The 23,787-nt window shown below is 59.3% G+C and carries 19 protein-coding genes and 1 pseudogene; 8 read left to right on the top strand and 12 right to left on the bottom strand.

The genetic code is table 11. The annotated features are described in order from the left end of the window. Positions 1-83 precede the first annotated feature (83 nt). From HW554_RS04915 to HW554_RS04935, 5 genes are all read left to right on the top strand, one after another. On the top strand, positions 84-1,895 hold the full coding sequence (locus HW554_RS04915) for an ABC transporter ATP-binding protein (protein ID WP_176907347.1): 1,812 nt from the start codon (positions 84-86) through the stop codon (positions 1,893-1,895). Between the two features lie 108 nt (positions 1,896-2,003). Beyond that, positions 2,004-3,074, top strand: coding sequence for an SDR family oxidoreductase (locus HW554_RS04920; protein ID WP_176907349.1), 1,071 nt, complete (start codon positions 2,004-2,006; stop codon positions 3,072-3,074). Between the two features lie 447 nt (positions 3,075-3,521). Beyond that, on the top strand, positions 3,522-4,532 hold the full coding sequence (locus HW554_RS04925; protein ID WP_176907350.1) for a hypothetical protein: 1,011 nt from the start codon (positions 3,522-3,524) through the stop codon (positions 4,530-4,532). 283 nt (positions 4,533-4,815) lie between these two features. Next, complete coding sequence (locus HW554_RS04930; RefSeq protein ID WP_176907352.1) at positions 4,816-6,024, top strand: porin; 1,209 nt, start codon at positions 4,816-4,818, stop codon at positions 6,022-6,024. Between the two features lie 215 nt (positions 6,025-6,239). Further along, complete coding sequence (locus HW554_RS04935) at positions 6,240-6,902, top strand: hypothetical protein (protein WP_176907354.1); 663 nt, start codon at positions 6,240-6,242, stop codon at positions 6,900-6,902. A gap of 241 nt (positions 6,903-7,143) precedes the next feature. Here the strand turns inward: HW554_RS04935 and HW554_RS04940 are convergent. Continuing rightward, positions 7,144-7,359 (bottom strand): annotated as a pseudogene (locus HW554_RS04940) (SDR family oxidoreductase); the annotation flags it as partial. A 157-nt stretch (positions 7,360-7,516) separates the two neighbouring features. Here HW554_RS04940 and HW554_RS04945 point away from each other — a divergent pair. Continuing rightward, positions 7,517-8,278, top strand: a complete 762-nt coding sequence (locus HW554_RS04945) for an alpha/beta fold hydrolase (protein WP_246285108.1) — start codon at positions 7,517-7,519, stop codon at positions 8,276-8,278. 100 nt (positions 8,279-8,378) lie between these two features. Here HW554_RS04945 and HW554_RS04950 read toward each other — a convergent pair whose 3' ends face one another. From HW554_RS04950 to HW554_RS04985, 8 genes are all read right to left on the bottom strand, one after another. Continuing rightward, positions 8,379-9,200, bottom strand: coding sequence for an enoyl-ACP reductase FabI (locus tag HW554_RS04950; protein ID WP_176907357.1), 822 nt, complete (start codon positions 9,198-9,200; stop codon positions 8,379-8,381). A 194-nt stretch (positions 9,201-9,394) separates the two neighbouring features. Further along, on the bottom strand, positions 9,395-11,068 hold the full coding sequence (gene recN / locus HW554_RS04955) for a DNA repair protein RecN (protein ID WP_176907359.1): 1,674 nt from the start codon (positions 11,066-11,068) through the stop codon (positions 9,395-9,397). 313 nt (positions 11,069-11,381) lie between these two features. Beyond that, complete coding sequence (gene porD / locus HW554_RS04960; protein ID WP_176907361.1) at positions 11,382-12,302, bottom strand: type IX secretion system protein PorD; 921 nt, start codon at positions 12,300-12,302, stop codon at positions 11,382-11,384. After that, on the bottom strand, positions 12,295-12,948 hold the full coding sequence (locus HW554_RS20930; RefSeq protein ID WP_176907363.1) for a phosphopantothenoylcysteine decarboxylase domain-containing protein: 654 nt from the start codon (positions 12,946-12,948) through the stop codon (positions 12,295-12,297). The genes porD and HW554_RS20930 overlap by 8 nt, the downstream gene beginning before the upstream one ends. A gap of 4 nt (positions 12,949-12,952) precedes the next feature. Further along, the gene (locus HW554_RS20935) at positions 12,953-13,510 is read right to left on the bottom strand and encodes a flavoprotein (RefSeq protein WP_176907365.1); all 558 of its coding nucleotides are present in this window, start codon (positions 13,508-13,510) and stop codon (positions 12,953-12,955) included. 150 nt (positions 13,511-13,660) lie between these two features. Beyond that, entirely contained in the window at positions 13,661-13,993 is a 333-nt protein-coding gene (locus tag HW554_RS04975; protein ID WP_176907367.1) for a DNA-directed RNA polymerase subunit omega, read from the bottom strand. A gap of 46 nt (positions 13,994-14,039) precedes the next feature. Further along, on the bottom strand, positions 14,040-14,867 hold the full coding sequence (locus tag HW554_RS04980; protein ID WP_176907369.1) for an outer membrane protein assembly factor BamD: 828 nt from the start codon (positions 14,865-14,867) through the stop codon (positions 14,040-14,042). Positions 14,868-14,973: 106 nt separating this feature from the next. Further along, positions 14,974-16,599, bottom strand: a complete 1,626-nt coding sequence (locus tag HW554_RS04985) for an OstA-like protein (RefSeq protein WP_176907371.1) — start codon at positions 16,597-16,599, stop codon at positions 14,974-14,976. Between the two features lie 156 nt (positions 16,600-16,755). On the opposite strand from HW554_RS04985, the gene tilS reads away from it, so the two are divergent. After that, positions 16,756-18,129, top strand: a complete 1,374-nt coding sequence (tilS, locus tag HW554_RS04990; protein WP_246285109.1) for a tRNA lysidine(34) synthetase TilS — start codon at positions 16,756-16,758, stop codon at positions 18,127-18,129. Positions 18,130-18,407: 278 nt separating this feature from the next. After that, complete coding sequence (mdh, locus tag HW554_RS04995; protein ID WP_176907373.1) at positions 18,408-19,349, top strand: malate dehydrogenase; 942 nt, start codon at positions 18,408-18,410, stop codon at positions 19,347-19,349. A 246-nt stretch (positions 19,350-19,595) separates the two neighbouring features. Here mdh and HW554_RS05000 read toward each other — a convergent pair whose 3' ends face one another. The 3 genes from HW554_RS05000 to mutL form a co-directional block, all read right to left on the bottom strand. Beyond that, positions 19,596-20,510 carry a rhomboid family intramembrane serine protease gene (locus HW554_RS05000; protein WP_176907375.1) on the bottom strand — a complete coding sequence of 305 codons (915 nt, stop codon included), beginning with the start codon at positions 20,508-20,510 and terminating at the stop codon, positions 19,596-19,598. Positions 20,511-20,628: 118 nt separating this feature from the next. Next, positions 20,629-21,483, bottom strand: coding sequence for a rhomboid family intramembrane serine protease (locus tag HW554_RS05005; protein WP_246285110.1), 855 nt, complete (start codon positions 21,481-21,483; stop codon positions 20,629-20,631). A 168-nt stretch (positions 21,484-21,651) separates the two neighbouring features. Continuing rightward, positions 21,652-23,712: a DNA mismatch repair endonuclease MutL gene (gene mutL / locus HW554_RS05010; RefSeq protein ID WP_176907378.1), complete on the bottom strand. Its 2,061-nt coding sequence runs from the start codon at positions 23,710-23,712 to the stop codon at positions 21,652-21,654. Positions 23,713-23,787 lie beyond the last annotated feature (75 nt).

Here is a 23,787-nt window from a genome sequence, read left to right on the forward strand (position 1 = left end):
TGCCGCCGCCGTTTCGGTCCCGCAATCCAAACCTCACCGCCGCCCTTCCCGTCTAACCGATTCCAACCTCTAGCACGATTTAGATGAGCCTCTGGCAGATTATTCAACGCATTTTCCCGTATGTGCGGCCCTACCGTGCGCTGGTGCTGGGCACGCTGTTGCTCACGCTGGTCGGCTCGCTGGCGGCCCAGGTGAACCCGTTCGTGCTCCGCTACACCGTCGATACGGTGCAGGGACTACTCAACCAGAACCAGGGCTTGGCGCAGGGCATGGATTTGCTGCTGCTGGTGAGTGGGCTGCTGCTGGGCAAGGAAATCATCTATACCTTCATCCAGTTTGGGCAGCGGTATTTCGGCGAGAAAATCCGCATCAGCGTGTCGGGGGCCCTCATGCACGAGGCCGTGCAGCGGGTGGTAGGCTACCAACTGGGCTTCTATGCCGACACCGGCAACCAGACTGGTAAGCTCCAGACCCGCATCGACCGGGGCGTGGAGAGCCTGATGAAGCTGGTACAGAACTTCTTCATCGACATCCTGCCGCTGTTTGCCAACTCGGTGGTGGCGCTGGTGGTTATGTTCGCGGCCAACCTGTATGTGGGGCTGGTGGCCGTGGCGGTGCTGCCGGTGTACTTCTGGCTGAGCTTCCGGCAGGCCGACCGCCTCAACGGCACCCGCCGGGCATTGCGCGGCCTGCGCGAAGCCCGCAGCCAGGGCCTAGTCAACCTCATCGATTCGGCCATCGTCATCAAGAGCTTCGTGCGCGAAGACTACGAGGCTACCAAGCAGAACCAGCTCCAGGATGAGCTGCAGGCCGCTCAGCTCCAGACGCGCCGCATCAGCTTCCGCTACGACGGCCTGAAAACCTTTACCGAGCAGATTGGCGTGGTGTTCATCATCGTGCTCACGGCTTATCTAGTGCTCGATGGGCAAATCAGCATCGGGGCCATCATGTTCCATATCCTGCTGTTCAACAACGTGTCGGCCCCCATCCGGCAGCTGCACCGCATCTACGACGAAATGAACGACGCCCTCACCTACTCCGAGGGCTTCTTCGACATCCTCGACGCCCAGGATGCCCGCGAACCTACCGGCCCGTTGCGGCCGGTGCACCTGCACGGCACCTTCGACATCTGCAACGTCGATTTCACCTACCCCGGCGGCATCCAGGCCCTGCACGACGTCTGCCTCACGATTGAGGCTGGCAAAACCACCGCCCTGGTGGGCCTGAGCGGGGCCGGCAAGAGCACCATTATCAACCTGCTCTGCAAGTTCTACGCCCCCGACCGCGGCCAGATGCTGCTCGACGGCGAGCCGCTGGCCGACTACGACACCCACGACTTGCGCCGGCAAATTGGCTTGGTGCTCCAGAAAAACCACATTTTCAAGGGCACCATTGAAGAGAATATCCGCTACGGCGTGATGGACGCCACGCTCGACCAGATTAAGCATGCCGCCCGGCAGGCCTACCTGCACGAGCAGATTATGGAGCTGCCGAAAGGCTATCAGAGTGACGCCCAGCAGCTCTCGGGCGGGCAGCAGCAGCGCATCGCCATTGCCCGGCTGTTCCTCAAAGACCCGCCCATCATCTTCCTCGACGAGCCCACCGCGTCGCTCGACGCCATTGCCACCGAGCAGATCAAGAACTCGCTCGACGCCATCAAGCAGGGCCGCACGGTGGTCATCATCTCCCACAGCCTCGCCCAGATTGTGGACGCCGACTGCATCTACGTGATGAAGCAGGGCCGCATGGTGGAAAGCGGCACCCACGAACACCTCTACGACCTACGCGGTACCTACCGCGAAATTTTCGACGCCTCGGCCCGCAGCCTCAACATTGAGAAGCTGGCCCGGGTGCTGGTGGATGATGGAGACGATGTGGGCGACACAGCGGGATAACCGAGTGGTCGGTTTGCATTTCGGCGGGCCTATTCGCGGTTTCGGCTGTTGCTACTACCTGTCGCCACGTATACGGTGGCTTACACCGTGCAATTCAAATTCCGAAATATGAATAACCGTGCTTTAGTAGTCGGCGCCAGCGGCATCATCGGCAGCAACCTGGCCCGCGAGCTGCTGGCCCACGACTGGCCCACCTACGGCCTGTCCCGCTCGCCCCGCCCCGACGACGTGCCCGGTCTGCAGCCCATGGCCGCCGACCTACTCGACCCTGCCAGCCTGGAAAAGGCTCTCGCCGGCCGCGCACCCACCCACATGTTCATCACCACCTGGATGCGCCAGGAAACCGAGGCCGAAAACATCCGTGTCAATGCGCTGATGATCCGCAATTTGCTCAATGTGCTGGCGCCCCAGCATTCGGTACAGCACGTGGCACTGGTTACCGGCCTCAAACATTACCTGGGGCCGTTTGAGGCCTACGTGAACGGGGGTACGCCGCCGCCCACGCCCCTGCGTGAGGAGCAGCCCCGCCTGCCGCTCGATAACTTTTACTATGCCCAGGAAGACGAGGTGTACGCCGCCGCTGCCCGCGACGGGTTCACCTGGAGCATCCACCGGCCCCACACCATCATCGGCAAGGCCGTCGGCAACCTTATGAACCTGGGCACCACGCTGGCCGTGTACGCCTCCATCTGCCGCGAAACTGGCCGACCCTTCCGCTGGCCCGGCTCGGAAGCCCAGTGGAACGGCCTCTCCGACGTAACCGACGCCCGCATCATCGCCCAGCAGTTGCGCTGGGCCGCCACCGCCGAAACGGCCCGCAACGAGGCCTTCAACATCGTGAACGGCGACGTATTCCGCTGGAGCTGGCTGTGGCCGCGCTTGGCTGCCTGGTTCGGGGTGGAAGCCGTGGGTTTCGACGGCACCATTCACCCATTGGAAGCCGAAATGAGTGCCGACGCCCCCGTGTGGCGCGAAATAGCCGACCGCCACCAACTAGCCGAGGCCGACCTCAGCCGCCTGGCTTCGCCCTGGCACACCGACCTGGACCTGGGCCGCCCTATTGAGGTGATGACCGACATGAGCAAGAGCCGTCGGCACGGTTTCCTAGCCTACCAGACCACGGAGGACTCGTTCTTTGACCTATTTGCCCAGCTCCGCACCGACCGCCTGATTCCGTAGGGCTGTCCGGCGCAACGCTATCCAAACACGTTGCGGCGGGGCTTCAATTTTATACAAAAAGACATGCTGGAGTAGAAGAGGCCGGAGGTGTTGAAGGGTTTGTGGCTGGTGCCGCAACCCCTTCAACACCTCCGGCCTGCGGCTTTGGTGGCAGTCGAACTGCGGGCCGATTGATGGCGGGAACGATGGGCCAATGCATGCAGGGAGTTACCAGGCCCGCTGCCAGTATCCTCAATGCCGAGCTAGATAATATGCGCGCCTGCATACAACACAACAGGCTGCTTACCTTTGAAGCTGTTTAGGAAGTACCCGGAATCAATCAGAACGTCATGCTTCGGCTGCGCGGACGCCAGATGAAGCATGACGTTCTTTTGAATTTCTAAACAGCTTCGTTGCCACCGCCCGGGCAGGAGACTAAAAACACCCTTTTCCACGCGGTACTGCTAAATGAACTGGCTTTTTACTTTCTCTACTCTCCTGCCAGCTCTGCTGCCCGCCACTGGCATCTACGCCCAACCAGCTCCCCGGCTGCCGACGCACACTATTCAGCTGCCCGCCGAGCTGGCCGAGCGCGAAAACCAGTTCTCCGGGCTCTGCACGTATCGCGGCCAGTTGCTGCTTATGTCAGAGAGCCGCCTGCAGGAGCAGGCCGAAGCGAAAGTGTACGGCCTGGCCCTCTCCGACCTCGACCAGCAGCTGGCCGGCCAGGTTGGTGAGCTGCCCTTCCGCAAATATGCCATCCGGGGCCTTGCCGACGCCCGGGCCCGGATTGATAGCGCCGGCGCAATTTATGAGGGGTTGGAGGGTATGGCCATGCTCCGCGACACAGCCTATTTCTCCGTCGAAACGGTTACCGCGGCCCCCAACTGCTACCTCGTGCGGGGCGTGCTGGATGAAGCCCAAAACGTCATCCGGCTCGACAGCAGCTACCTCGTGGCCCTGCCGAAACCGTTGCTGCCCAATGGCACTCCGGCCTTCAACGCAGGTTTCGAGGCCCTGGCCAGCTACCGCCACCGCGAGCTACTGTTGCTGTTCGAATACAACTATTTGCCCCGCGGCAACCACGCCCTGGCCCTGCGCCACCGCAGCCCCCGAAGTATCGCGCTGCCTCCGCTGCCCTTCCGCGTAACGGATATGGTGCCCAACGGTAGCCGGCGCTTCACGGCCATCAACTACTTCTTCAATGGCGCTTCCGATATCGTGTACCGCATGGCCCCGCCCGATTCCAACGCCCGCCTGATTCAGGACAGCACCGGCGCCTACCAGCACTACAGCCGCCTCATCAGCCTGCGCTACCGGCGCAACCGCATTAAATGGAAGCCGCTGCTGGAGCTGCCCGCCGAATACCAGACCTACAACTGGGAGGGCCTGGCGGCTTACAAAGGCGGTTATTTCCTCATCAACGACAAGTACGGCCCCTCGGGTCTGTCGACGCTGCTGTACCTGCGGCAGCGGTAGGGCGGCGTTTTGGTCTGGGCCATGGGTAGTTTTTCTCTTCTTGAACCCAAGCAGAACCAGACCGGCCAGCCCTGAGCATCAAGCTGCTTCTATATATACCTGGCTACATGGGATTTGCGGCGGCGATAGGGCCGCGCACCTAAGGAACACGCCCTTGGGCAACAGTTTTTCACCCGGCTCACGCTCGGTATGGGGCATATTGGGCCTTGGTAACATTTTCGTAACGTCTAAGCCACATTTAGGTAATAATTAATCCCGCATTTTGTGTCAACATTACCAATGCATGACCAAATTGCTACCCATTGCCTTGCTGCTGGCAGCGGGCTACGCCAACGCTCAAACCGCCGATTCGGCTTCCTCCGAACCGGCGCCCACCCCCAAATGGTACCAGGCGGTTTCGGTGCGGGGCTACGTGCAGGCCCGCTACAACCGGCTACTGGAAACCAACCCCGACCTTTCCTGCGAGCAGTGCGACAAGTCGTGGGGGCGCGATGGTGGAATTTCCCTGCGCCGGATCCGCATCATTTTCTTCGGCCAGTTGCACGAGCGAATCTATTTCTACATCCAGCCCGATTTTGCCAGCACCCTCAGCGGCAGTTCTTCCCTCAATGCCACGCTGCTGCGCGATGCCTACATGGACATCGGGCTGGATAAAGCCAGCCAGTTCCGGGTGCGGCTGGGCCAGAGCAAGATTCCGTTTGGCTTCGAAAACATGCAGTCGAGCCAGAACCGGCTGCCGCTCGACCGCAACGATGGCATCAACAGTGCCTTTTCCAACGAGCGGGATTTGGGCGCATTCCTGTACTGGGCACCCACTGCCGTACGCAAGCGGTTCAGCCGGCTGGTGAAGGAAGGCCTGAAGGGCTCCGGCGACTACGGCGTGGTAGGCCTGGGCGTATTTAATGGCCAAACCGCCAACCGCCCCGAGCTCAACAACCAGCGCCATGTGGTGGCCCGCGTTACGTATCCGCTCGAAATCGGCCAGCACATCATCGAGCCCGGCCTGCAGGCTTACACCGGCGAGTATGTGCTGAACAAAGACCAGCTTTCCAGCGGAGTGAAAACCCTGCCCGATTTCCGTTACCCCGACCAGCGCGTGGCTGCCTCGTTCATCGTGTACCCCCAGCCTTTCGGCCTGCAGGCCGAATACAATGTGGGCCGCGGCCCCGAGTTCAACCCGCGCACCGACAGCATCGAAACCCGCGGCCTGCACGGCGGCTATGTAATGCTCAACTACCGCCTGCGCTATAAGCAGCAGCAATTCTATCCGTTTCTGCGCGTGCAGTACTATGATGGCGGCAAAAAGCACGAACGCGACGCCCGCAGCTACACGGTGCGCGAGGCCGAGCTGGGGCTTGAGTGGGCACCGTTCCCCAGCTTCGAACTGGTAACGATGTACACGCTTTCCGACCGCCGCTTCGAAGATTTTCAGAAACCCGATAACCGGCAGCGCGGCGGCCTGCTACGCCTACAGGCCCAGGTAAATTTTTAGGTACCTCCCATATCGTCACTTTGTGCAGGCTTTGGGTTGATGGCACCCTGCTTCATCTGTTCACCCAGCTCCTTCAACGGCACGCTACCCTTCCACCAGACGCGCACTTGTCATCTTGGTATCATTAAGGTGCCTGCGTTCATATATTGCAAGATGGAATCGGCAGCTGATAGCAGCCTGATGCGGTTTGCTTGGGCTGTTAACTAGTACTTATAATGAACTTTGTTTCTCGCTGCTTTTGCTGCTTGCTTACACTCCTAATGTTGTCGAGCATCGGCTTAAGTTCACTCGCTCAAGCGCAGATTGTACCAATCATTATGCTACTTAATGCAGACCGAAGCGGTACTCCTGTTGAGTACCGAAAGGGAAGCTATCAACGCACGAACGGCGAATGGAAATCAGGTAAATGGCTTATCAACTACGGTATGCTACTTGTACTTGAGCTGGATAAAAAGAAACAAGACCCTCAGTGGTTTTCACCGGCTGAAGTACACCGGTTTGTAGCGGGCACCGACACATTTATTACCGTGCGCGATATTACGATTCCTCAAGGACGGATCGACGCTGGTTATGCTCAGCAGATGTACCTGGGTGGTGGGTATGCATTAACGAATTACGTGTATTTCCGACCTGGAATGGCCGTATCCAAAAGCTACGTGCTACTAGCAAAAGGCACACAAGCCCCTGTTATAGTACCGACTAAACCGCGCGAATTCCGGCAGTTTATGCTGTCCCATGTAGGCGACCACCCGTTGTTAGCTAAACAGCTCAAAGGCGCTAAGCTAAATCCCGAACACGCCGCCGAAATATTGAAAAGCTATGTACTCTGGCAAAAAAATCGGCCGGCTTCCGCCATTGAGCCTAACAGTCAGAAGTAGCTGCTTACTTCATTTGTGCTTTACCCAAAAAGACTATGAAGCTGTTTAGAAAGTCAAAAGAACGTCATGCTGAGCGAAGTCGAAGCATCTCTACCGCTTCGTTAAACAACCACAACTAAGCGGTAGAGATGCTTCGACTTCGCTCAGCATGACGTCCTAACTGATTTCTGGCACTTCCTAAACAGTTTCTATGCCCGGCCAAATTGGTCGGGCATGGCATTTTTGGGTAAAGTGGTATTGCCTACGAGTTAGCAGCCGTTACCAGCTCCACGATTTCCTCCGAGATGCCGGTGGTGTTGAAGCCGCCGTCGTGCATCAGGTTCTGCATGGTCACGTAGCGGGTCAGGTCCGAGAACAGGCTCACCATGTAGTCGGCGCAGGCTTCGGCCGGGGCGTTGCCCAGCGGCGAAAGGCGGTCGGCGTACCCGTAGAACGCGTCGAAGCAGTATTGCCCGCTGGCGCTATTGCTTATACCACCGGAGGCAAGACTTATCGGTCAGTCTACTTGCTATTGTGGCGAACATTCATTATCTATAATACATATTTTATTGTCTTATTTATCTAAATCCTTTAGCCCGATGACTAGCCCGCTCAAACGTAATAATGTCCATATAATGGGCTCCGGGTCCCGAACGCTACTTTTTGTTAATGGCTTTGGCTGCGACCAGAGCATCTGGCGTTTTATTACGCCCAGTTTTTCTTCCCGTTTTCAGTTGGTCCTCTTCGATCATGTTGGCGCCGGTCTATCCGAGTCCTCGGCCTATGACCCGGACAAACATGGCTCGCTGCAGGGGTATGCCCAGGACCTGCTCGACATTTGCCAGGAGCTCAACCTGACCGACGTCACCCTGATCGGCCACTCCGTAGGAGCCATGATCGGGATGCTGGCCGCCATTAAGGCCCCGGAGTATTTTCGCCAACTACAGCTGCTGTGCCTTTCGCCCTACTACCTGAACGAAACGAATTATCATGGCGGCTTCGACCAGCAGGACATGAAGCAGATGCTGGCCTTTATGGATCAGGATTTCATGGGCTGGGTCGATACTTTCGCCCCGTTTGTAATGGGCAACCCCGACCAACCTTCGCTGGCCGAGGAGCTGCTCCATAGCCTGTGCCAGAATGATCCGACCATTGCCAAGCGCTTCGCCCGCGTCATTTTCCTTTCCGATAACCGCCCCGATGTAAGCCTTTGCAAGGTTCCGTGCCTGTTCATTCAGTGCGCCCGCGACCTTGTTGCGCCCTTAGAAGTAGGTGATTTCCTGCAGGCCACCCTGCCAGCCTCCGAACTGGTTACGCTGCCCGTTAGCGGCCATTGCCCACATGTAAGCGCCCCGGCCCTCACCCGAGAAGTAATGGAAACTTACCTGGCAGCCTGACCCACGAACCGGCCATCCGTTCGCTTCTGCGCCTCCTAAAACGCCACAACGCCCGACCATATTGGCCGGGCGTTGTCGTTCTTCGAGAAAAAGAGCCGGATTACTGCTTAGCAGCCGTTACCAGTTCCACGATTTCCTCCGAGATGCCGGTGGTGCTGAAGCCGCCGTCGTGCATCAGGTTCTGCATGGTTACGTAGCGGGTCAGGTCCGAGAACAGGCTCACCACGTAGTCGGCGCAGGCTTCGGCCGGGGCGTTGCCCAGCGGTGAAAGGCGGTTGGCGTACTCATAGAACGCGTCGAAACCACTGATGCCGGTGCCAGCCGTGGTTTTGGTGGGCGACTGCGAGATGGTGTTCACACGCACTTTCTTGAGCTTGCCGAGGCGCTGGCCATAGCTGCGAGCAATGCTTTCGAGCATGGCCTTGGCCTGCGACATGTCGGTGTAATCAAGGAAGGCACGCTGGGCGGCAATGTAGCTCAGGGCGACAGCCGAGCCCCACTCGTTGAAGGCGTCCTGCTTCTCGGCCACGGCCAGCATCTTATGAAACGAGAGGGCCGACACGTCGAGCGTCTTCTGGTACCACTCGTAGTTCAGCTCGCCGTAGTGCTTGCCTTTGCGGATGTTGGCGCTCATGCCAATGCTGTGCAGCACGAAATCGAGCTTGCCGCCGAGTTGCTCCTGGGCACCCGAAAACAAGTTTTCCAGGTCTTCCATCGAGGTGGCATCGGCCGGGATGATGGGCGCGTTGCACTGCTCCGAGAGCTTGTTGATTTCGCCCATCCGCATGGCCAGCGGGGCGTTGGTGAGCACAAAGCGGGCTCCTTCGGCGTGGCACTTCAGCGCCACTTTCCAGGCAATGGATTCTTCATTGAGCGCGCCGGAAATGATGCCGACTTTGCCCGCGAGCAGGTTACTGGCCATATAGGGAGGTGAGTTGGGTTGAGATTGGAACCACAAAAAAGGCGAAAAAATAAGGAACTGTCATACTGAGCGCAGCGCAGCGGAGTCGAAGCATCTCTACCGCAACGGTAATCCTGACGTTGGATTTACCTATTGCGGTAGAGATGCTTCGACTCCGCTGCGCTCCGCTCAGCATGACAGTTCTGATTACTCCCCTACCCCGCCATTTCCACGCCGCGCAACGCCAACAGCTCGCGGGCGCTCTGGGTGGCGTGTATGGTGGGGTTGGCGCCGGAAATCATCTGGGCAATTTCGTGGATGCGCTCCTCCTGGCTGAGCTGGCGGATGCGGCTCACAGTGCGGTCGGCGCGGTCTTCCTTGTACACGAAGTAGTGCGCGTCGCCGGCGGCGGCCATCTGGGGCAGGTGGCTGATGGCAATGAGCTGGTGCTTCTTGGCCATCTGCTGCATCATACGACCCACTTTCAGGGCAATTTCGCCGCTGATGCCGGTGTCGATTTCGTCGAATACTATGGTTGGTAGCGCCGTTTTATCGGCCAGCATGTACTTGATGCACAGCATCAGGCGCGAGAATTCGCCGCCCGAAGCGGCCTTGCTCAGTGTCTGGGGCTCGGCGCCTTTGTTGGCCGTGAACAGGATACTCACCACATCAATGCCGCTAACGGCGGGGGCGCCGGCCTCGTGGCCGACCACGATGCGGGCGTGGGGCATTCCCAAGTCGGTGAGCAGGGCAGCCAGCTCTTTCTCGAACTTCGGAAACGTCTTGCGGCGGGCTTCGGAGAGGCGCAGGGCCTGCTTTTGCACGGTGGCCAGGGTGGTTTCCACGTCGCGGCGCAGGCGGCTGATCTGCTTGTCGAGGTTGAGCACCGAGCTGACCTTGTCGCGCAGGTCGGCGCGCACGGCCAGCAGGTCTACCACGTCGCGCACCTGATGCTTGCGCTGCAGGCTGTAAAGCACGTTCAGGCGGCTCTGCAGCTCGTCGATGCGGGCGGGGTCGCCCTCGGTACGGCGCTCCACCTGCTCGATTTCGTCGGTGATGTCACGCAGCTCAATCAGGCAGCTGTCGAGGCGGTGGCGTAGGTCCTTTACGGGCTCCGAGTAGGGTGCAATCTGGCCTAGCAGCACCACGGCGTCTTTCAGGGCCCCGGTGGCGCAGTATTCGCCGTCGCTCAGGCTTTGCAGGGCGTGGGTGAGCTTGTACTTGATTTCCTCGGCGTGCTCCAGCTCTTTCACCTCCTGCTCCAGCTCATCCTGGTGCTCATTGTCCAGACTGGCTTCTTCCAGCTCACTCAGCAGAAAGCTGTGGTAATCGAGCTCCTTGTTGGCCTGGGCCACCTGGCTTTCGAGGGCCTGCAGGTCGGTTTCGAGTTTGCGGTACTGGCGGAAAGCACTACTGTACTGGGTGCGGGTGGGCACCAGGTTGGCATACAAATCCAACAGATTCAGCTGAAACACGGCATCACCGAGCAGCAGCGTATCGTGCTGCGAATGGATGTCCATCAGGTTGGCCCCAATGTGGCGTAGCGTTTCCAGCGTCACGGGCGTATCGTTCACGAAGGCCCGGCTCTTGCCATTGGGGCTCAGCTCGCGCCGCAGAATGCACTGCTGGTCGTAGTCCACATCCTCAGCCTCGAAAATGTCGCGCAGCTGGTAGCTACTGATGTCGAAATGGCCTTCCAGCACGCACTTTTTGCTCGTGTCGAACAGCATGCGCGAGTCGGCGCGATTGCCGAGCAGCAGACCAATAGCACCCAGCATAATGGACTTGCCGGCGCCCGTTTCGCCGGTGATAATGTTGAGCAGCGCTGAAGGTTTCAGCTCCAGCTTCTCAATAAGGGCGTAATTCTGAATTCGTAAGTCAACCAGCATACCGAAAAAGCGTGAGGGCCGGAGCGCCGACCGTGGCCACTAAAGTGCAGCTACAGCCCCGTATCAAACGGCCAGGCCTAGCAGCATTAGCAAAGTTACTAGTTCGGTTAGTCAGATGCTAGTTATTTTCGCAACAAGCGGCAGCATCAGCCCCTACGGCTCAACTTACTTGTTTTTCCCCCTCGAATTTTCAGTTTATACCTAACTCAGGTTGCGAAGTTATTCGCTAGAACGATGTAGGGGCGGGGCTTGTCCCCGCCCCTACTGCGCTAACAGCTAACAGCTAACAGCTAACAGCTAACAGCTAACAAAATTACGGCTGGCGCAGAATCGTTTCGTACTTCGATGAGTTGGTGGGGTCGGTTTCGGTGAGCAGCGTCACGAGGCTGGTTTTTTGCTGCTGGTCGGGACTGGTGCGGAAAACGTTGGAAATTTCGTCGGCCTTGGTCTGGAAGAACGAGCGGGCGAACAGCGTGCCGGGGCGACGTTGCACGGCCTTCTGCACATCCTGCAGGGCCATGAACATGTTGGTGCGGGCCTCCTCAGGCTGAGTGATGAAGATGTCGAGGCCCTGGCGGTAGTAGGCGTACATACCGCTACGGAAGGCCTGCAGCTGCGGGTCCTGCAGGTTGTTGAGCAGCCAATAGCGGTTGCCGCTGTTCTCATCCTTCCAGCCGGGGTCCGATTCGTTGGTAATATTCTGCGAGGCCGCGTTGGTCAGAATCTGCCGGGCCCGGTCGTAGTAGGGCCCGCCACTCAACGACGCAAAACTATCCTGGTCCAGCCCAATCATCATGTAGGCGTAAAAAGACAGCAGCGACGAGAGGTTGCCAACGAAGGTATTCTCGGAGTACTCCAGCGGGTTCTGGGGTGAGTAGTTAAAAATCCAGCCCCGGTCGGCGAAACTCAGCACATTGCTCTCGTAACCCGTGCCGTATACCGGCCGGGTGCTCACAATGCGCACCGTAGCCTGGTAGGTGCCGTTTTGCGGGATTTTGGTGATGCCCACGAACAGCCGGCAGCGGATACGCTCCTCGGGCCGGTACGCCCGGTTGGTAAAGGACCGGCTGTTGAGGAAGTTCTGCATATCGTTGCGCAGCTGCTGCACCAGCTGCGGGTCCGAAATCGTCACGTTTTCGGTCGAAACGGTTACCTCGGCCTGCAGCTCTTGGGCCTGGGCGGGGCGCAGCAACACCAATAGCGGCAGCAAAAACAGCAACTGAAACTTAGACATGGCGGGCAGCTAAACGGTCGAGTACAACGCCCACAATATCGAGGGCGACGCTGGTTTTGGATTTCAGCCCGAACGCTGTTACGCGGCCGTCGGCTTCGAGCAAAGTTACCTGGTTGGTATCGTAGCGGAAGCCGGCCCCGGCGTCGCGCAACGAGTTGAGCACAATCAGGTCGAAATTCTTGCGGGCCAGCTTGCCCAGCGCGTGGGCCTGCTCGTCCTCCGTTTCCAACGCAAAGCCCACCGAAAATTGTTCGGCCCGCTTGATTTTTCCGAGCTCGAAGGCAATATCCACGTTTTTTACCAGCTCCAGGGTCAGCCGCTCGCCGCTTTTCTTGATCTTCTGGGTGGCTACCTCAGCCGGCCGGTAATCGGCCACTGCGGCGGCAAACACCCACACATCGGCCAGGCGCGCCGCGGCGGCAGCGGCCGCGTACATCTCGGCCGCCGTCTGCACCCGCGTGGTCAGGATGCGCGAGCTGGCCGGATCGGGCAGGCTGGTGGGGCCACTGATAAGGGCTACTTCGGCCCCGGTTTCGGCAAATGCTTCGGCCAGCGCGTAGCCCATTTTGCCGGTGCTGTGGTTACCCAGAAACCGCACCGGGTCGAGGGGTTCGTAAGTCGGGCCGGCCGTTATCAGAACGCGCATCTTCTTAATTTTTAGTCTGTAAATCTTTCACCAGCTCGCGCACAATGTCTTCGGGCTCCAGCATGCGGCCGGGGCCGCTGAGGCCACTGGCCAGCTCGCCGGCCGGCGACTCCCACACGGTATTGCCGTAGCTGCGCAGGCGCGCCAAGTTGGCCTGCGTGGCCGGGTGCTGGTACATGTCGAGGTCCATGGCCGGGGCCACAAACACGGGGCAGCGGGCCGATAGGTACACCGCGTCGAGCAGCGTGTCGCAGAGGCCCAGCGCGAGGTGGGCTAAGGTGTTGGCCGAGGCCGGGGCCACCACCAGCGCATCGGCCCACAGACCAAGGTCCACATGGTTGTGCCATTCGCCGGCCCGCTCATCTTTGAGGAAGCCCTGCAGCACCGGATTTTTAGACAGCGTGGCCAGCGTGAGCGGCGTAACAAAAGCCGTGGCGGCGGGCGTCAGCACCACACGTACTACGGCCCCAGCCTTCACCAGCAGGCGCACCAGTGGTGCGGCTTTGTAGGCGGCAATGCTGCCACTTACGCCCAGTATAATATTTCGACCTGTTAGCGGCATACCTGGCTTTTGGCGTAGCAGAGCTTCATCTTCGATACAGCGTTAGGGCTGGTTGGCAGCATGGCAACGCATTGCCCTACACGCCGCAGCCTCCCCGTGCCCGGGTTGGTCCGGGTGGCGGGGAGGCTGCGGCCGGCCGGAAAGGCCAACTTACGCGTTCTTCTCGGCTTCCTGCTCGGGCGTGCTGTGGTACACCTTGCCTTCCAGGAATTCTTCGATAGCCAAGTTAGTGGGCTTGGGCAGGCGCTCGTAATGCTTGGAAATCTCGATTTGCTCGCGGTTTTCAAACACCTCCTCCAGGTTGTCGACGGTGGTGGCAAACTCGGCCAGCTTGCTGTTCAACTCCTCCTTCAGCTTGATGGAGAGCTGGTTGGCGCGCTTCGAGATAATAGCAATGCTCTCGTACACGTTGCCGGTTTCGGGGGTAAAATCCGACATGTTGCGCGTGACGATGGAAGCGGAAGTGTTGTTGGGCGTCTTCATATGATGAGTTTTCGAGGTTCTTATGTGATACCGGGCGCGAAAGCCCTTACTTAACAGCAGCCGTGTCGGCCGCTTTCAGCTTGTCGGCGGCAACGCGGGCGTTGTCGTACATTTTCTCGGCGTCTTTCAGCTGCTTGCTCTGCGGAAAGGTGTCGATGAAGCTCTGGTAAAACGCCAGCGTTTCGTTGTAGCGCTCCAACTGCTTCTCCGCTACCGATTCGGTAGCCAGGTCGAACTGGGCGCTGAGCTTGAGGAAAGCCGCCTGCTCGCCGTAGGCCGAAGCCGGGTACTGCTGCTGAAAGTTGGTTAATGCCGTAACGGCCGACTGATAATAGCGCAGGTCGTAGTAGAGCTTGGCCGACAGAAAGGCTTTGTTCTCCAGCTTCTTCTGCAGCTCCTGCGACATTCCCTCCACCTCCGTCCGGAACTTGCTTTCGGGGTAGCGGTTCAGGAATTCCTGAATTACTTCCAGGGCCGTGTAGGTATTGGTCTGGTCGAGCTGGAACTCGGGCGAATCTTTGAACAACGACTTCGCCTGCATGAAGTACGCCTCCTGGGCAAACTCCGAGTTCGGATACGTGTCGTGGAAAGTCTTGAAGTAGTAAGCTGCCAGCGTGTAGTTACGCTGGCGGTAGTTGGTGTTGGCAAAGTAAAACTGGGCCTTCTCGGCCTCGGGGCGCCCCCTGAGCAGCGGAATCAGCTCTTCGAGCAGCGTACCGGCCTTAAAAAAGTCCTCCTTCTCGTAGTACTGGATGGCAGCTTCGTACTTCTTGTTCACATCGGTGCTCTTGAGCAGCTTCTGGTAGCCGGAGCAGGAACCCAACAGCAGCGTGCTGAGGAGCAGAACAAAAAAAGCAGGACGGAATGACAGCATAAGGGCGCAAAGGTACGAATTAGTAGTTGGTAATAAATTGCCTGTATGATCGAATGTCATGCTGAGCGGAGTCGAAGCCTGACACCGTTATTTTGCCAACTACCCGCTATTTCTTAGCCGGTGTCCTTTTACTGGATTTGGCCGGCGGCTTGCGGGCTGGGGCAGGTTTCTTTTTGGGCTTTACGGGTATAGCGAAGTGCTTGCCCAGCGTCTGGCGGCGCGTGGGCCGGTCTTCGGGTCGCCAGCGGAAGTCCTTGAGTTTAGCTTCCTCAGGCTTGAGCTCGTTGGGTGGAATAAACTTGGCTTCGGGGTTGGTGATGAAACTGATGGTTTGTAGCTCGTCGTCGGCGAAGCGCAGGGCCATGGTGGCCGAGAGCGACTTGTTGACGCCCGAAACGGCTGTGTCGCCCTCAAGAGCATAGTAGAGGCTCTCGGCGTTGCCAACCACGTCAATTTTTTTTATGGCCTTCTCCCCGAAGTACGCCACCATGGTGCGGCCCTTTACCTGATTGTAGTTGCCAATCGTGTCGAGCCCAATACTGAAGGCGTGGCCGTAGAGCCGCATCTGGTCGATTTTGCCCCGGCGCTGCCGGATTTCCATTGAGTCGGCCGTCAGCTGGTTTTTCTTGGTCCACAGCACCGGATCGTGGCTGAGGTAGATGATGGAATCCTGACGGTCATAGGTCAGCGAGTCGGCCCGGCCCTGCAAATCGGAGCGGAAAATCCGGGCCTTTTTATAGGCGTAAATCACGGCGCCCTTATTCAGCGGCGGCTTGCCTTCGATGCTGACCAGCGTATCGGCCGTGAGGTAGAGGGTGTCTTTGCCCGAAATGTTGCGCATCACGGGGCGGCTGCCGTATACCTTGGCGCGGCCCTGGGCCCGCCAGTAGCGCCCCACGTCGCCCCGTATTTCGAGGTTGTCCTTTTTGGAAATCATCGACACCCGGCCCGTAGCCACGCCGTACGCGGTCAGCTCGTTGTAAAACAGCTTGTCGCCGCCCAGCAGGTATTCCGGCGTTTCTATTTTGGCGTTGCGGCCGAAGTTGGCCTCTTTGGTAGCGGTATTGTAGGTGCCGTTTTCGGCGTACAGGTTCTGGTTTTTGCCCTTGATGCGCGTGGGGCCGAAAAAGTACGCCACCTTGCTTACAGTGTTGTACTGCAGCGTGTCGGTGTCGATGGTATTTTCGGGCGTTACCAGCTTCACGTTGCGCTTGAAGCTGAATACTTTACTGACAGTGTTGTAGTAGCCGAACTGGCTGTCGAGCGTGTTTTTAGGGTCTTGGAGGTGGCCGCCGGTACTGTAGTAGGCCAGGTTGTTGGCCAGGTCGTAGTCGAGCAGTTGGGTGGTGAGGGTCATGCGCGGGTCGCGCAGCGTTACGTTGCCCACCATGCGGGCCTTGCGGGTGTCGCCGTCGTAGGTGCCGCGGTTGCCGGTTATCGTGATGGTATCGTTCTGGATAATGCGCACGTTGCTGAACGCCTCAATGGCGTTGCGCTCCAGGTATTGGTACATCGAGTCGGCGTAGAGCAGTGTGGTGCCCTGGCGTAGGCTCACGTTGCCCAGCAGCTTGCGGATTTCGACGCCATTAAAGGTGCCTCCCTCCAGCGAGTTGGCCGAAATCAGCTCAATAGGCTGGCCGCTACCAGGCTTGGCGGCGGGCCGGGCCTGCGACCACCCCAGCAGCGGCAGCACCAGCAGTAAAACAAGAAAAACAGACTTAGACAGCGACATTTCGGCGCAAAGGTAGGCAAGCAGGGTGGCTAACGTGTTTCTTTGCGGAATATTGGCTGAAGAACGATGCAGGGGCGGGGCTGGCCCCCGCCCGCCACTGAACGAAACCGACTTGCACCGTTCAACGCCGGGCGGGGGCCAGCCCCGCCTCTACTTATGCTGGCAGAATACGCCGCCACCTGCGCCGATACCCACTCCCCCATGCTCGACCAGATTCAATCCTATATTCAGGAACACACCCTCTTCTCCCCCACCGATACCCTGCTGCTGGCCGTTAGTGGCGGGCTCGACTCGGTGGTGCTGGCCGACGTGCTCCACCGGCTGGAGCAGCCGTTTGCCGTAGCTCATTGCCACTTCGGGCTGCGCGGTGAGGAGGCCGACGCCGACGAGGAGTTTGTGCGCAAGCTGGCCCAGCAGTACAAGGCGCCCTACTTCGCCGAGTTCTTCCAGACCAAGAAGTTCGCCGAGCAGGAGGGCATCTCAACCCAGATGGCGGCCCGGGCCCTGCGCTACGAGTGGTTTGAGCGGGTGCGGGCCCAGCAGGGCTACGCCGCCATTGCCACCGCCCACCACCAGCGCGACGCGGCCGAAACCATGCTGCTCAACCTCACCCACGGCACCGGCCTGGCCGGGCTGCATGGCATCCGGGCAAAAACCGGCCACCTCGTGCGCCCGCTGCTGGCCGTGAGCAAGCCCGATTTATTCGACTATGTGGTGGAAAACCGCCTCATCTGGCGTGAGGATGCCAGCAACGACTCGCCGGTATACCAGCGCAACCGCCTGCGCCTGGAGGTGCTGCCGGTGCTGCGCGACATCAACCCCAACCTCGACCACACCATGAGCACCACGGCCGAGCGGGTGGGCGGGGCCGAGGAAATCGTGCGCCGCTACGTGGCCGACACCGCCGCCCAGGCCCAGCGCACCGAACCCGAAGCCACTTACCTCGACATCCGGCTGCTGCAGAACACCGCCGCTACGGCCCTGGTGCTGCACGAGCTGCTGCGGCCCTTCGGCTTCGCCTACCCGGTGGTAAAGGACATCGTGCGCAGCTTCGGGGCCGAGCCGGGCCGCCGCTTCGAGTCGCCGACCCACCTGCTGGTGAAGGATCGGGAGCAGCTCGTCATCACGCCGCGCCGGCTCAGCCAGTTCGGTACCTACCAGCTCCAAGCGGGCCAGGAAGTACTTAAAATTGATGGCCTGCACCTGCGCACCGAGCTGCTCGAAGTGCCGGAAGGCTACGAGCCGCCCCGCGGTAAAGCCCTGGCCGCCCTCGACGCCGATGTGCTCAAATTCCCGCTCACGGTGCGTCCCTGGCAGGAAGGCGACTGGTTTATGCCCATCGGCATGAAGGGCAAAAAGCTGCTCTCCGACTTCCTCATCGACCAGAAAGTGCCCCTCAACCTAAAAGACAGCGTGTGGGTACTGGTGTCGGCCGACGGCAAAATCGTGTGGGTTATCGGCCACCGCCCCGACGACCGGTTCAAGGTATCGCCCGAGACGGAACGGGTGCTGCTGGTGCGGCGGATGTGAGTTGGGGAGGGGAGAAAAGGAACGTCATTCTGAGCATGTGGCGAATTGAGCCAGGGGCGCAGCCGCAGTCGAAGAATATCTACTGCAATGGTAACTCAGTCGGACGCAACGAAGCGGTAGAGATTCTTCGACTCCGCTGCGCTGCACTCAGAATGACCGTTCTTTCTTCTCACCACTCACTTCTCTGTACTCCCTTCTCACTTCCAACTCCTGACTTCTAAACTCTATGCCGTAGCTTTACGCGCATCCCAATATCCACACCCAAATTCCACCGCTCAATGAAAGTTACCGTAGTTGGAGCCGGCAATGTAGGCGCGACCTGCGCCGATGTACTGGCCACCCGCGAAATTGCCAACGAGATTGTTCTGGTTGACATTAAGGAAGGTTTCGCCGAAGGCAAAGCCCTCGATATCTGGCAGAAATCCCCTGTTATCGGCTACGACTCGCGCACTGTGGGCGTAACCAACGACTACTCGCGCACCGCTGGTTCGGAAGTAGTAGTGATTACTTCGGGCCTGCCCCGCAAGCCCGGCATGAGCCGCGACGACCTGATTTCGACCAACGCCGGCATCGTAAAATCGGTGACCGAGCAGGTAGTGAAACACTCGCCCAACGCCATCATCATCATCGTCAGCAACCCGCTCGACGTGATGACCTACCAGGCCCACCTTACCTCCGGCCTCGACCGGACCAAGGTGTTCGGCATGGCTGGCATCCTCGACACGGCCCGCTACCGCGCCTTCCTGGCGGAGGCGCTCAACGTGAGCCCCAAAGACATTCAGGCAGTGCTCATGGGTGGCCACGGCGACACCATGGTGCCCCTGCCCCGCTACACCACTGTGGGCGGTATTCCCGTTACCGAACTCATCGGCAAAGAGGAGCTTGACGCCATCGTGCAGCGCACGGCCGTAGGCGGCGGCGAGCTGGTGAAACTGATGGGCACTTCGGCCTGGTACGCGCCCGGCGCGGCTGCCGCCCAGATGGTAGAAGCCATTGTACGCGACCAGCGTCGCGTGTTCCCCGTGTGTGTGAAGCTCGAAGGCGAGTACGGCATGGACGGCGTGTACCTCGGTGCTCCGGTTATCCTGGGCAAAAACGGCATCGAGAAAGTGATTGAGCTGCAGCTCAACGACGACGAGAAAGCCCTGCTCGAAACCTCCCGCGGCCACGTGAAAGAGGTAATGGATGCCCTGGACAAAATGAACCAAGCCAACGCTTAGAGCTTAGAGCTTAGAGCTTAGAGGCATACCGGACTCCCGGTTTTCCAGTTCTCTGCAAAGCCAAACGGCCGCCCTGCATCATGCAGGGCGGCCGTTTGGCTTTTTTGGTATAGTTCAGCTAAAGTCATTTTCAACTGAAATCCTGTGCTCCTATCAACCCGAAAGTTCGTGAGAGCACAGCCAATCAGCACAAATTAACCTCCAAAACGAATCTGCGTTATCTGCACCATCTGCCACATCTGTGATTTATTGTTGACTGGCTTTGAATAGCTTCTGTTTTTCTTCCTTAGAGAGGCTTTCGTAGCCGGAATGGGAGATTTTGTCGAGGATGAGGTCGATTTCCTCTTCGGCGGGTTGGGAGGTACTGGCTTTGCGGCTGGCGGCGGGGGCGGTGCCTTTGGCGGTAGCAACGGAGGCTGCGGCAGGGGTACGATGCGTGACGCGCAGGTTAGGGCGCTTGGAGAACAAGCGGCCAACCCAGTCGCCCACGGCCTGCACCGGGCGTCCCAGGTCGCGGCCGGCGCGCAGCTGCCGGATGAAGATGTAGCCCAGCACTGCCCCACCGATGTGGGCAATGCCGCCGCCGGGGTTACCCTGGTTGATGGCCAGCACCGACAGCACAATCACAACGGCGGCAATGTACTTGATGCGCACCGGGCCGAGCAGAATCAGGTTGAACTGGTACTCGGGCATAAGAGTGGCGGCAGCCATAATAATGGCCGTAACGCCCGCTGAAGCCCCAATTACGGTAGTACCCAGAGCCGGACTCAGGGCAGGCAGCAGGTTGTAGGCAAGCACGAAAAACAGCGCCCCGGCCAGCGCACCCAGAATATACACGCTTACCAGGCGCCGGTCGCCTAGGTATTCGCGCACTAATGCCCCGAAGAAATACAGGTTGATGAGGTTGAAGAATATGTGCAGAAATTTCTCGTGAGTGAAGGCATAGGTGAGCACCGTCCAGGGGTGCCGCAACAGGCCGGGCAGGTCGGAGGGCAGCGCAAACTGGCGGATGATATTGGGGTAGTACTGTGCCCCCGATAGGAACATGATAGCCTCGGTGAGCACCAGAAACACGAACACCAGCACGTTGATGAGCAGCAGCTGGTTGAGCGCATTATCGCGGCGGCTGAACGCGGTGCGGATATCGTTGAAAACACTCATCTCGTTGGTCGTTTCTTGTTATTCGTTTCTCGCGGGCGGTGGCTCGTTGTGATTTGCTGCTTTCCGCTGAGTTCTTTAAACAACGAAAAGCAAAAAACGAGCAACTATAACCGAAATACTAGTAAAACTGCTTGCGGCCCCGCTCCCAGAACATCACCAGAACGAAACCAACCAGCAAACCGGCTACGTGGGCAAAGTGGGCCACATTATCGCCAGGAACCTGATTAACGCTGCTGTAGAGTTCGTACAGACCATAAACCGGCACCAGATATTTGGCCTTGACGGGTACGGGCAGCGGAAATATAAAGAGCGTGGTATTCGGAAACAGGTAGGCAAAGGCGAACAGTACCCCGAACAGGGCCCCTGAAGCTCCCACCATCGGCAAGTTGAGGCTGCCTTCATATGCCTTGCCCATATCAGTAAGAATATCCTGAATTAGGCGCTGATCATTAGGCGTTTCATGAAGCTGACTTATGTTAGGCTTGTAGGCCTCAGCATAGGCTTTGAAATTGTTCTGCACGAAATCCATCAAATGCACATCTGAAGGGTCTTGTTGGAAGACCTCAATGTCGTGGCGCATCTTGTTCATCTCGTAATAGCGCAGGCCCGAATAAAGCATACCCGAACCGAGCCCGCAAATCAGCCAGAATGTGAGGAACCGCTGCCCGCCCCAGCGCTGCTCCAGTAGCGGCCCGAATACCATCAGACCAAACATATTGGAGAAAATATGCCCGATGCCGCCGTGCATGAACATATAGGTTAGAAACTGCCACGGCTGGAAAAACTGGGAGCCCACCGGGTAGAGCGCCAACAGACCCAGCCCACCCGGCATAAGATTGTCCAGCAGAAAAAATACCACGTTGGCGATGAGCAGGTTGCGAACCGTCGGCGTGAGTTGAAACATATAGAGGGAGCTAGAAGCGAGAAGGAAGGAACTGCAAGCAGGAAACGGAGAGCGAGCAGTAGAGAACAAGAATACAAAGGAACGTTATGCTGAGCGAAGCCGAGCGGAGTCGAAGCATGTCTACCGCTTCGTTGAGCCGTTGTTCCAGATGAGGCGTTATTTCCAAGGAAGCGGTAGAGATGCGTCGACTCCGCTCAGCATGACGTTCTCTTTTTGCCGCGCCTTTTTAACCCTATTCTACCCGAATAGCTCCCGTAGCTGGCCTAACTCCAGCAGTACGAGGGTGCGGCGGCCGTCGGGGGTGTAGTTGGGCACGCTGCAGGCAAAGAGCTTGTCGACGATGGTCGTCATTTCGCGCTCCGAGAGGCGGGCTCCGGCGGCGCTGGCGGCCACGCGGCGGGCCAGGGCGCGGGCCATCTGCTCGCGCCGGTCAAGCTTCACGGAGCCACCGTTGCGGAACTGTTCAATCAGGCCCTCCAGCAGCTCCTTCTCGTCGCGGGCCGGCACATCGGCCGGGATGCCCTCGACGGCAATGGTGTGGCGGCCGAAATCGGTGAAGCGGAAACCCAGGGCCCGCAGCGCGTCCTCTACTTCGCGCAGAATAGCAAAATCCTGGGGAGTGAAGGTGATGGTGCGCGGGAACAGCAGCGTCTGGGAGGCACTCACGTCGCGCTCCAGGGCCTGGGCGTACTGCTCGAACAGGATTCGTTCGCGGGCCGCTACCTGGTCAATCAGCATCACGCCCGACTTCACCGGCACCAGCAAATACTGCTGGTGCAGCTGCAGCACCTTGTTGCCCGGTCCGGTACTCGACTCCAGCAGCGGCAGCTCGGGCGCGGCGGCCGTGCCCGCCAGCGGGGCGGCCGGTTGCGGCGCTGTTTCCGGCGCGGGCGGGGTTGCTTCGGCCGGAACGGAGGTCAGTACTTCGCCGGTTTCGGGGTCTACGATTTCGGCGGCGGGCGGCGTGGTGGGTGGCGGCAACACCGGCACCTTGGGCACGGTTACGCCGGCGGCGGTGGCCTCGTGCTCCACGTCGGGCAGATTTACTCGGCTTAGGCTCCGGTAGAAATCCTCCAGCTCCTGCTTGGCCTGCTCGGTGGGCCGGGGCGTGAGGGGCCGCTCGAAGGCGCTGGCGGTTCGGCCGGCGGAGCGCGGGTTAGCCAGGCTATTGGCGGCGCTGGCCGCAGCCGCCAGCGCATCGGGCCGGCCGGCATTGTCGTCGAACGGGTTCCGCTCGTTGCCCGAAAGCTGCAGCGGCCGGATGGCACCGAAGTTCACATCACCCGCAAAATCGAGGGAAGGCGCCATGTTGTGCAAGCCGAGGCTCTGCTTTACGGCCGAGCGCACAATAGCGTACACCGTTTTCTCGTCCTCGAACTTGATTTCGGTTTTGGTGGGGTGCACGTTGATGTCGATGCTCTTGGGGTCGAGGTCCAGAAACAGCACGTAGAACGGATGCGTGTCTTTGGGCAGCAGGCCCTCGTAGGCCGTGAGCACGGCGTGGTTGAGGTAGGCCGAGCGGATGAAGCGGTTGTTGACGAAGAAGAACTGGTCGCCCCGGCTTTTCTTGGCCGACTCGGGCTTGCCGATAAAGCCGTGCACCGTCAGAAACGGGGTTTCCTCGTCCACCTGCGCCAGCTGCTCCTTATAGCCGTTGCCCAGCAGCGCCACAATCCGCTGCCCCAGCTTGCCGGCCGGCAGGTTGAACACCTCCAGGTCGTTCTGAAACAGCGAAAACGCAATACCCGGATTGGCCAGCGCCACGTGCTGGAACTCGTCGAGAATGTGCCGCATCTCCACGGCATTGCTCTTGAGGAAGTTGCGGCGGGCCGGCACATTGAAAAACAGGTTTTTCATGCTGATGCTCGTGCCGTCGGGGCAGGCCACGGGCTGCTGGCTCGTAATCTGCGAGCCTTCTACCAGCAGCAGCGTGCCGGTGTCCTGGTCGCGGGTTTTGGTGCGCAACTCCAGTTGGGCCACGGCGGCAATGGAGGCCAGCGCCTCGCCCCGGAAACCCAGCGTCCGGATGCGGAACAGGTCGTCGGTGGTGCGGATTTTACTCGTGGCGTGGCGCTCCAGGCTCATGCGCGCATCGGTCGGGCTCATACCGGCCCCGTTGTCCACTACCTGCACCAGCTGCTTGCCGGCGTCTTTCACAATCAGCTGCACCTGGGTGGCACCGGCGTCCACGGCGTTTTCGAGCAGCTCCTTTACGGCCGAAGACGGGCGCTGCACCACTTCGCCGGCCGCAATCTGGTTGGCCAGGTACTCGGGCAGCAGTTGAATAATATCGGGCATTTTTAGAGGAAGCGAGGAGTTGGGAGCTAGAATATAGCAGGTGAAGGGGTAAGGGGTAATAGCAAATCGTCATGC

This window comes from Hymenobacter lapidiphilus, from assembly GCF_013377885.1.
Classification (GTDB): Bacteria; Bacteroidota; Bacteroidia; order Cytophagales; family Hymenobacteraceae; genus Hymenobacter; species Hymenobacter lapidiphilus.

Excerpts from the sequence above, each read along its gene's own strand:
- HW554_RS04915 (WP_176907347.1), top strand. The coding sequence starts at position 84 with ATGAGCCTCTGGCAGATTATTCAACGCATTTTCCCGTATGTGCGGCCC.
- HW554_RS04975 (WP_176907367.1), bottom strand. The coding sequence starts at position 13,993 with ATGAAGACGCCCAACAACACTTCCGCTTCCATCGTCACGCGCAACATG.
- HW554_RS04925 (WP_176907350.1), top strand. The coding sequence starts at position 3,522 with ATGAACTGGCTTTTTACTTTCTCTACTCTCCTGCCAGCTCTGCTGCCC.
- HW554_RS04950 (WP_176907357.1), bottom strand. The coding sequence starts at position 9,200 with ATGGCCAGTAACCTGCTCGCGGGCAAAGTCGGCATCATTTCCGGCGCG.
- HW554_RS04985 (WP_176907371.1), bottom strand. The coding sequence starts at position 16,599 with ATGTCGCTGTCTAAGTCTGTTTTTCTTGTTTTACTGCTGGTGCTGCCG.
- mdh (WP_176907373.1), top strand. The coding sequence starts at position 18,408 with ATGAAAGTTACCGTAGTTGGAGCCGGCAATGTAGGCGCGACCTGCGCC.
- HW554_RS20930 (WP_176907363.1), bottom strand. The coding sequence starts at position 12,948 with ATGCGCGTTCTGATAACGGCCGGCCCGACTTACGAACCCCTCGACCCG.
- tilS (WP_246285109.1), top strand. The coding sequence starts at position 16,756 with ATGCTGGCAGAATACGCCGCCACCTGCGCCGATACCCACTCCCCCATG.
- HW554_RS04980 (WP_176907369.1), bottom strand. The coding sequence starts at position 14,867 with ATGCTGTCATTCCGTCCTGCTTTTTTTGTTCTGCTCCTCAGCACGCTG.
- mutL (WP_176907378.1), bottom strand. The coding sequence starts at position 23,712 with ATGCCCGATATTATTCAACTGCTGCCCGAGTACCTGGCCAACCAGATT.
- HW554_RS04930 (WP_176907352.1), top strand. The coding sequence starts at position 4,816 with ATGACCAAATTGCTACCCATTGCCTTGCTGCTGGCAGCGGGCTACGCC.
- HW554_RS04945 (WP_246285108.1), top strand. The coding sequence starts at position 7,517 with ATGGGCTCCGGGTCCCGAACGCTACTTTTTGTTAATGGCTTTGGCTGC.
- HW554_RS05000 (WP_176907375.1), bottom strand. The coding sequence starts at position 20,510 with ATGAGTGTTTTCAACGATATCCGCACCGCGTTCAGCCGCCGCGATAAT.
- porD (WP_176907361.1), bottom strand. The coding sequence starts at position 12,302 with ATGTCTAAGTTTCAGTTGCTGTTTTTGCTGCCGCTATTGGTGTTGCTG.
- HW554_RS04920 (WP_176907349.1), top strand. The coding sequence starts at position 2,004 with ATGAATAACCGTGCTTTAGTAGTCGGCGCCAGCGGCATCATCGGCAGC.
- HW554_RS04935 (WP_176907354.1), top strand. The coding sequence starts at position 6,240 with ATGAACTTTGTTTCTCGCTGCTTTTGCTGCTTGCTTACACTCCTAATG.
- HW554_RS20935 (WP_176907365.1), bottom strand. The coding sequence starts at position 13,510 with ATGCCGCTAACAGGTCGAAATATTATACTGGGCGTAAGTGGCAGCATT.
- recN (WP_176907359.1), bottom strand. The coding sequence starts at position 11,068 with ATGCTGGTTGACTTACGAATTCAGAATTACGCCCTTATTGAGAAGCTG.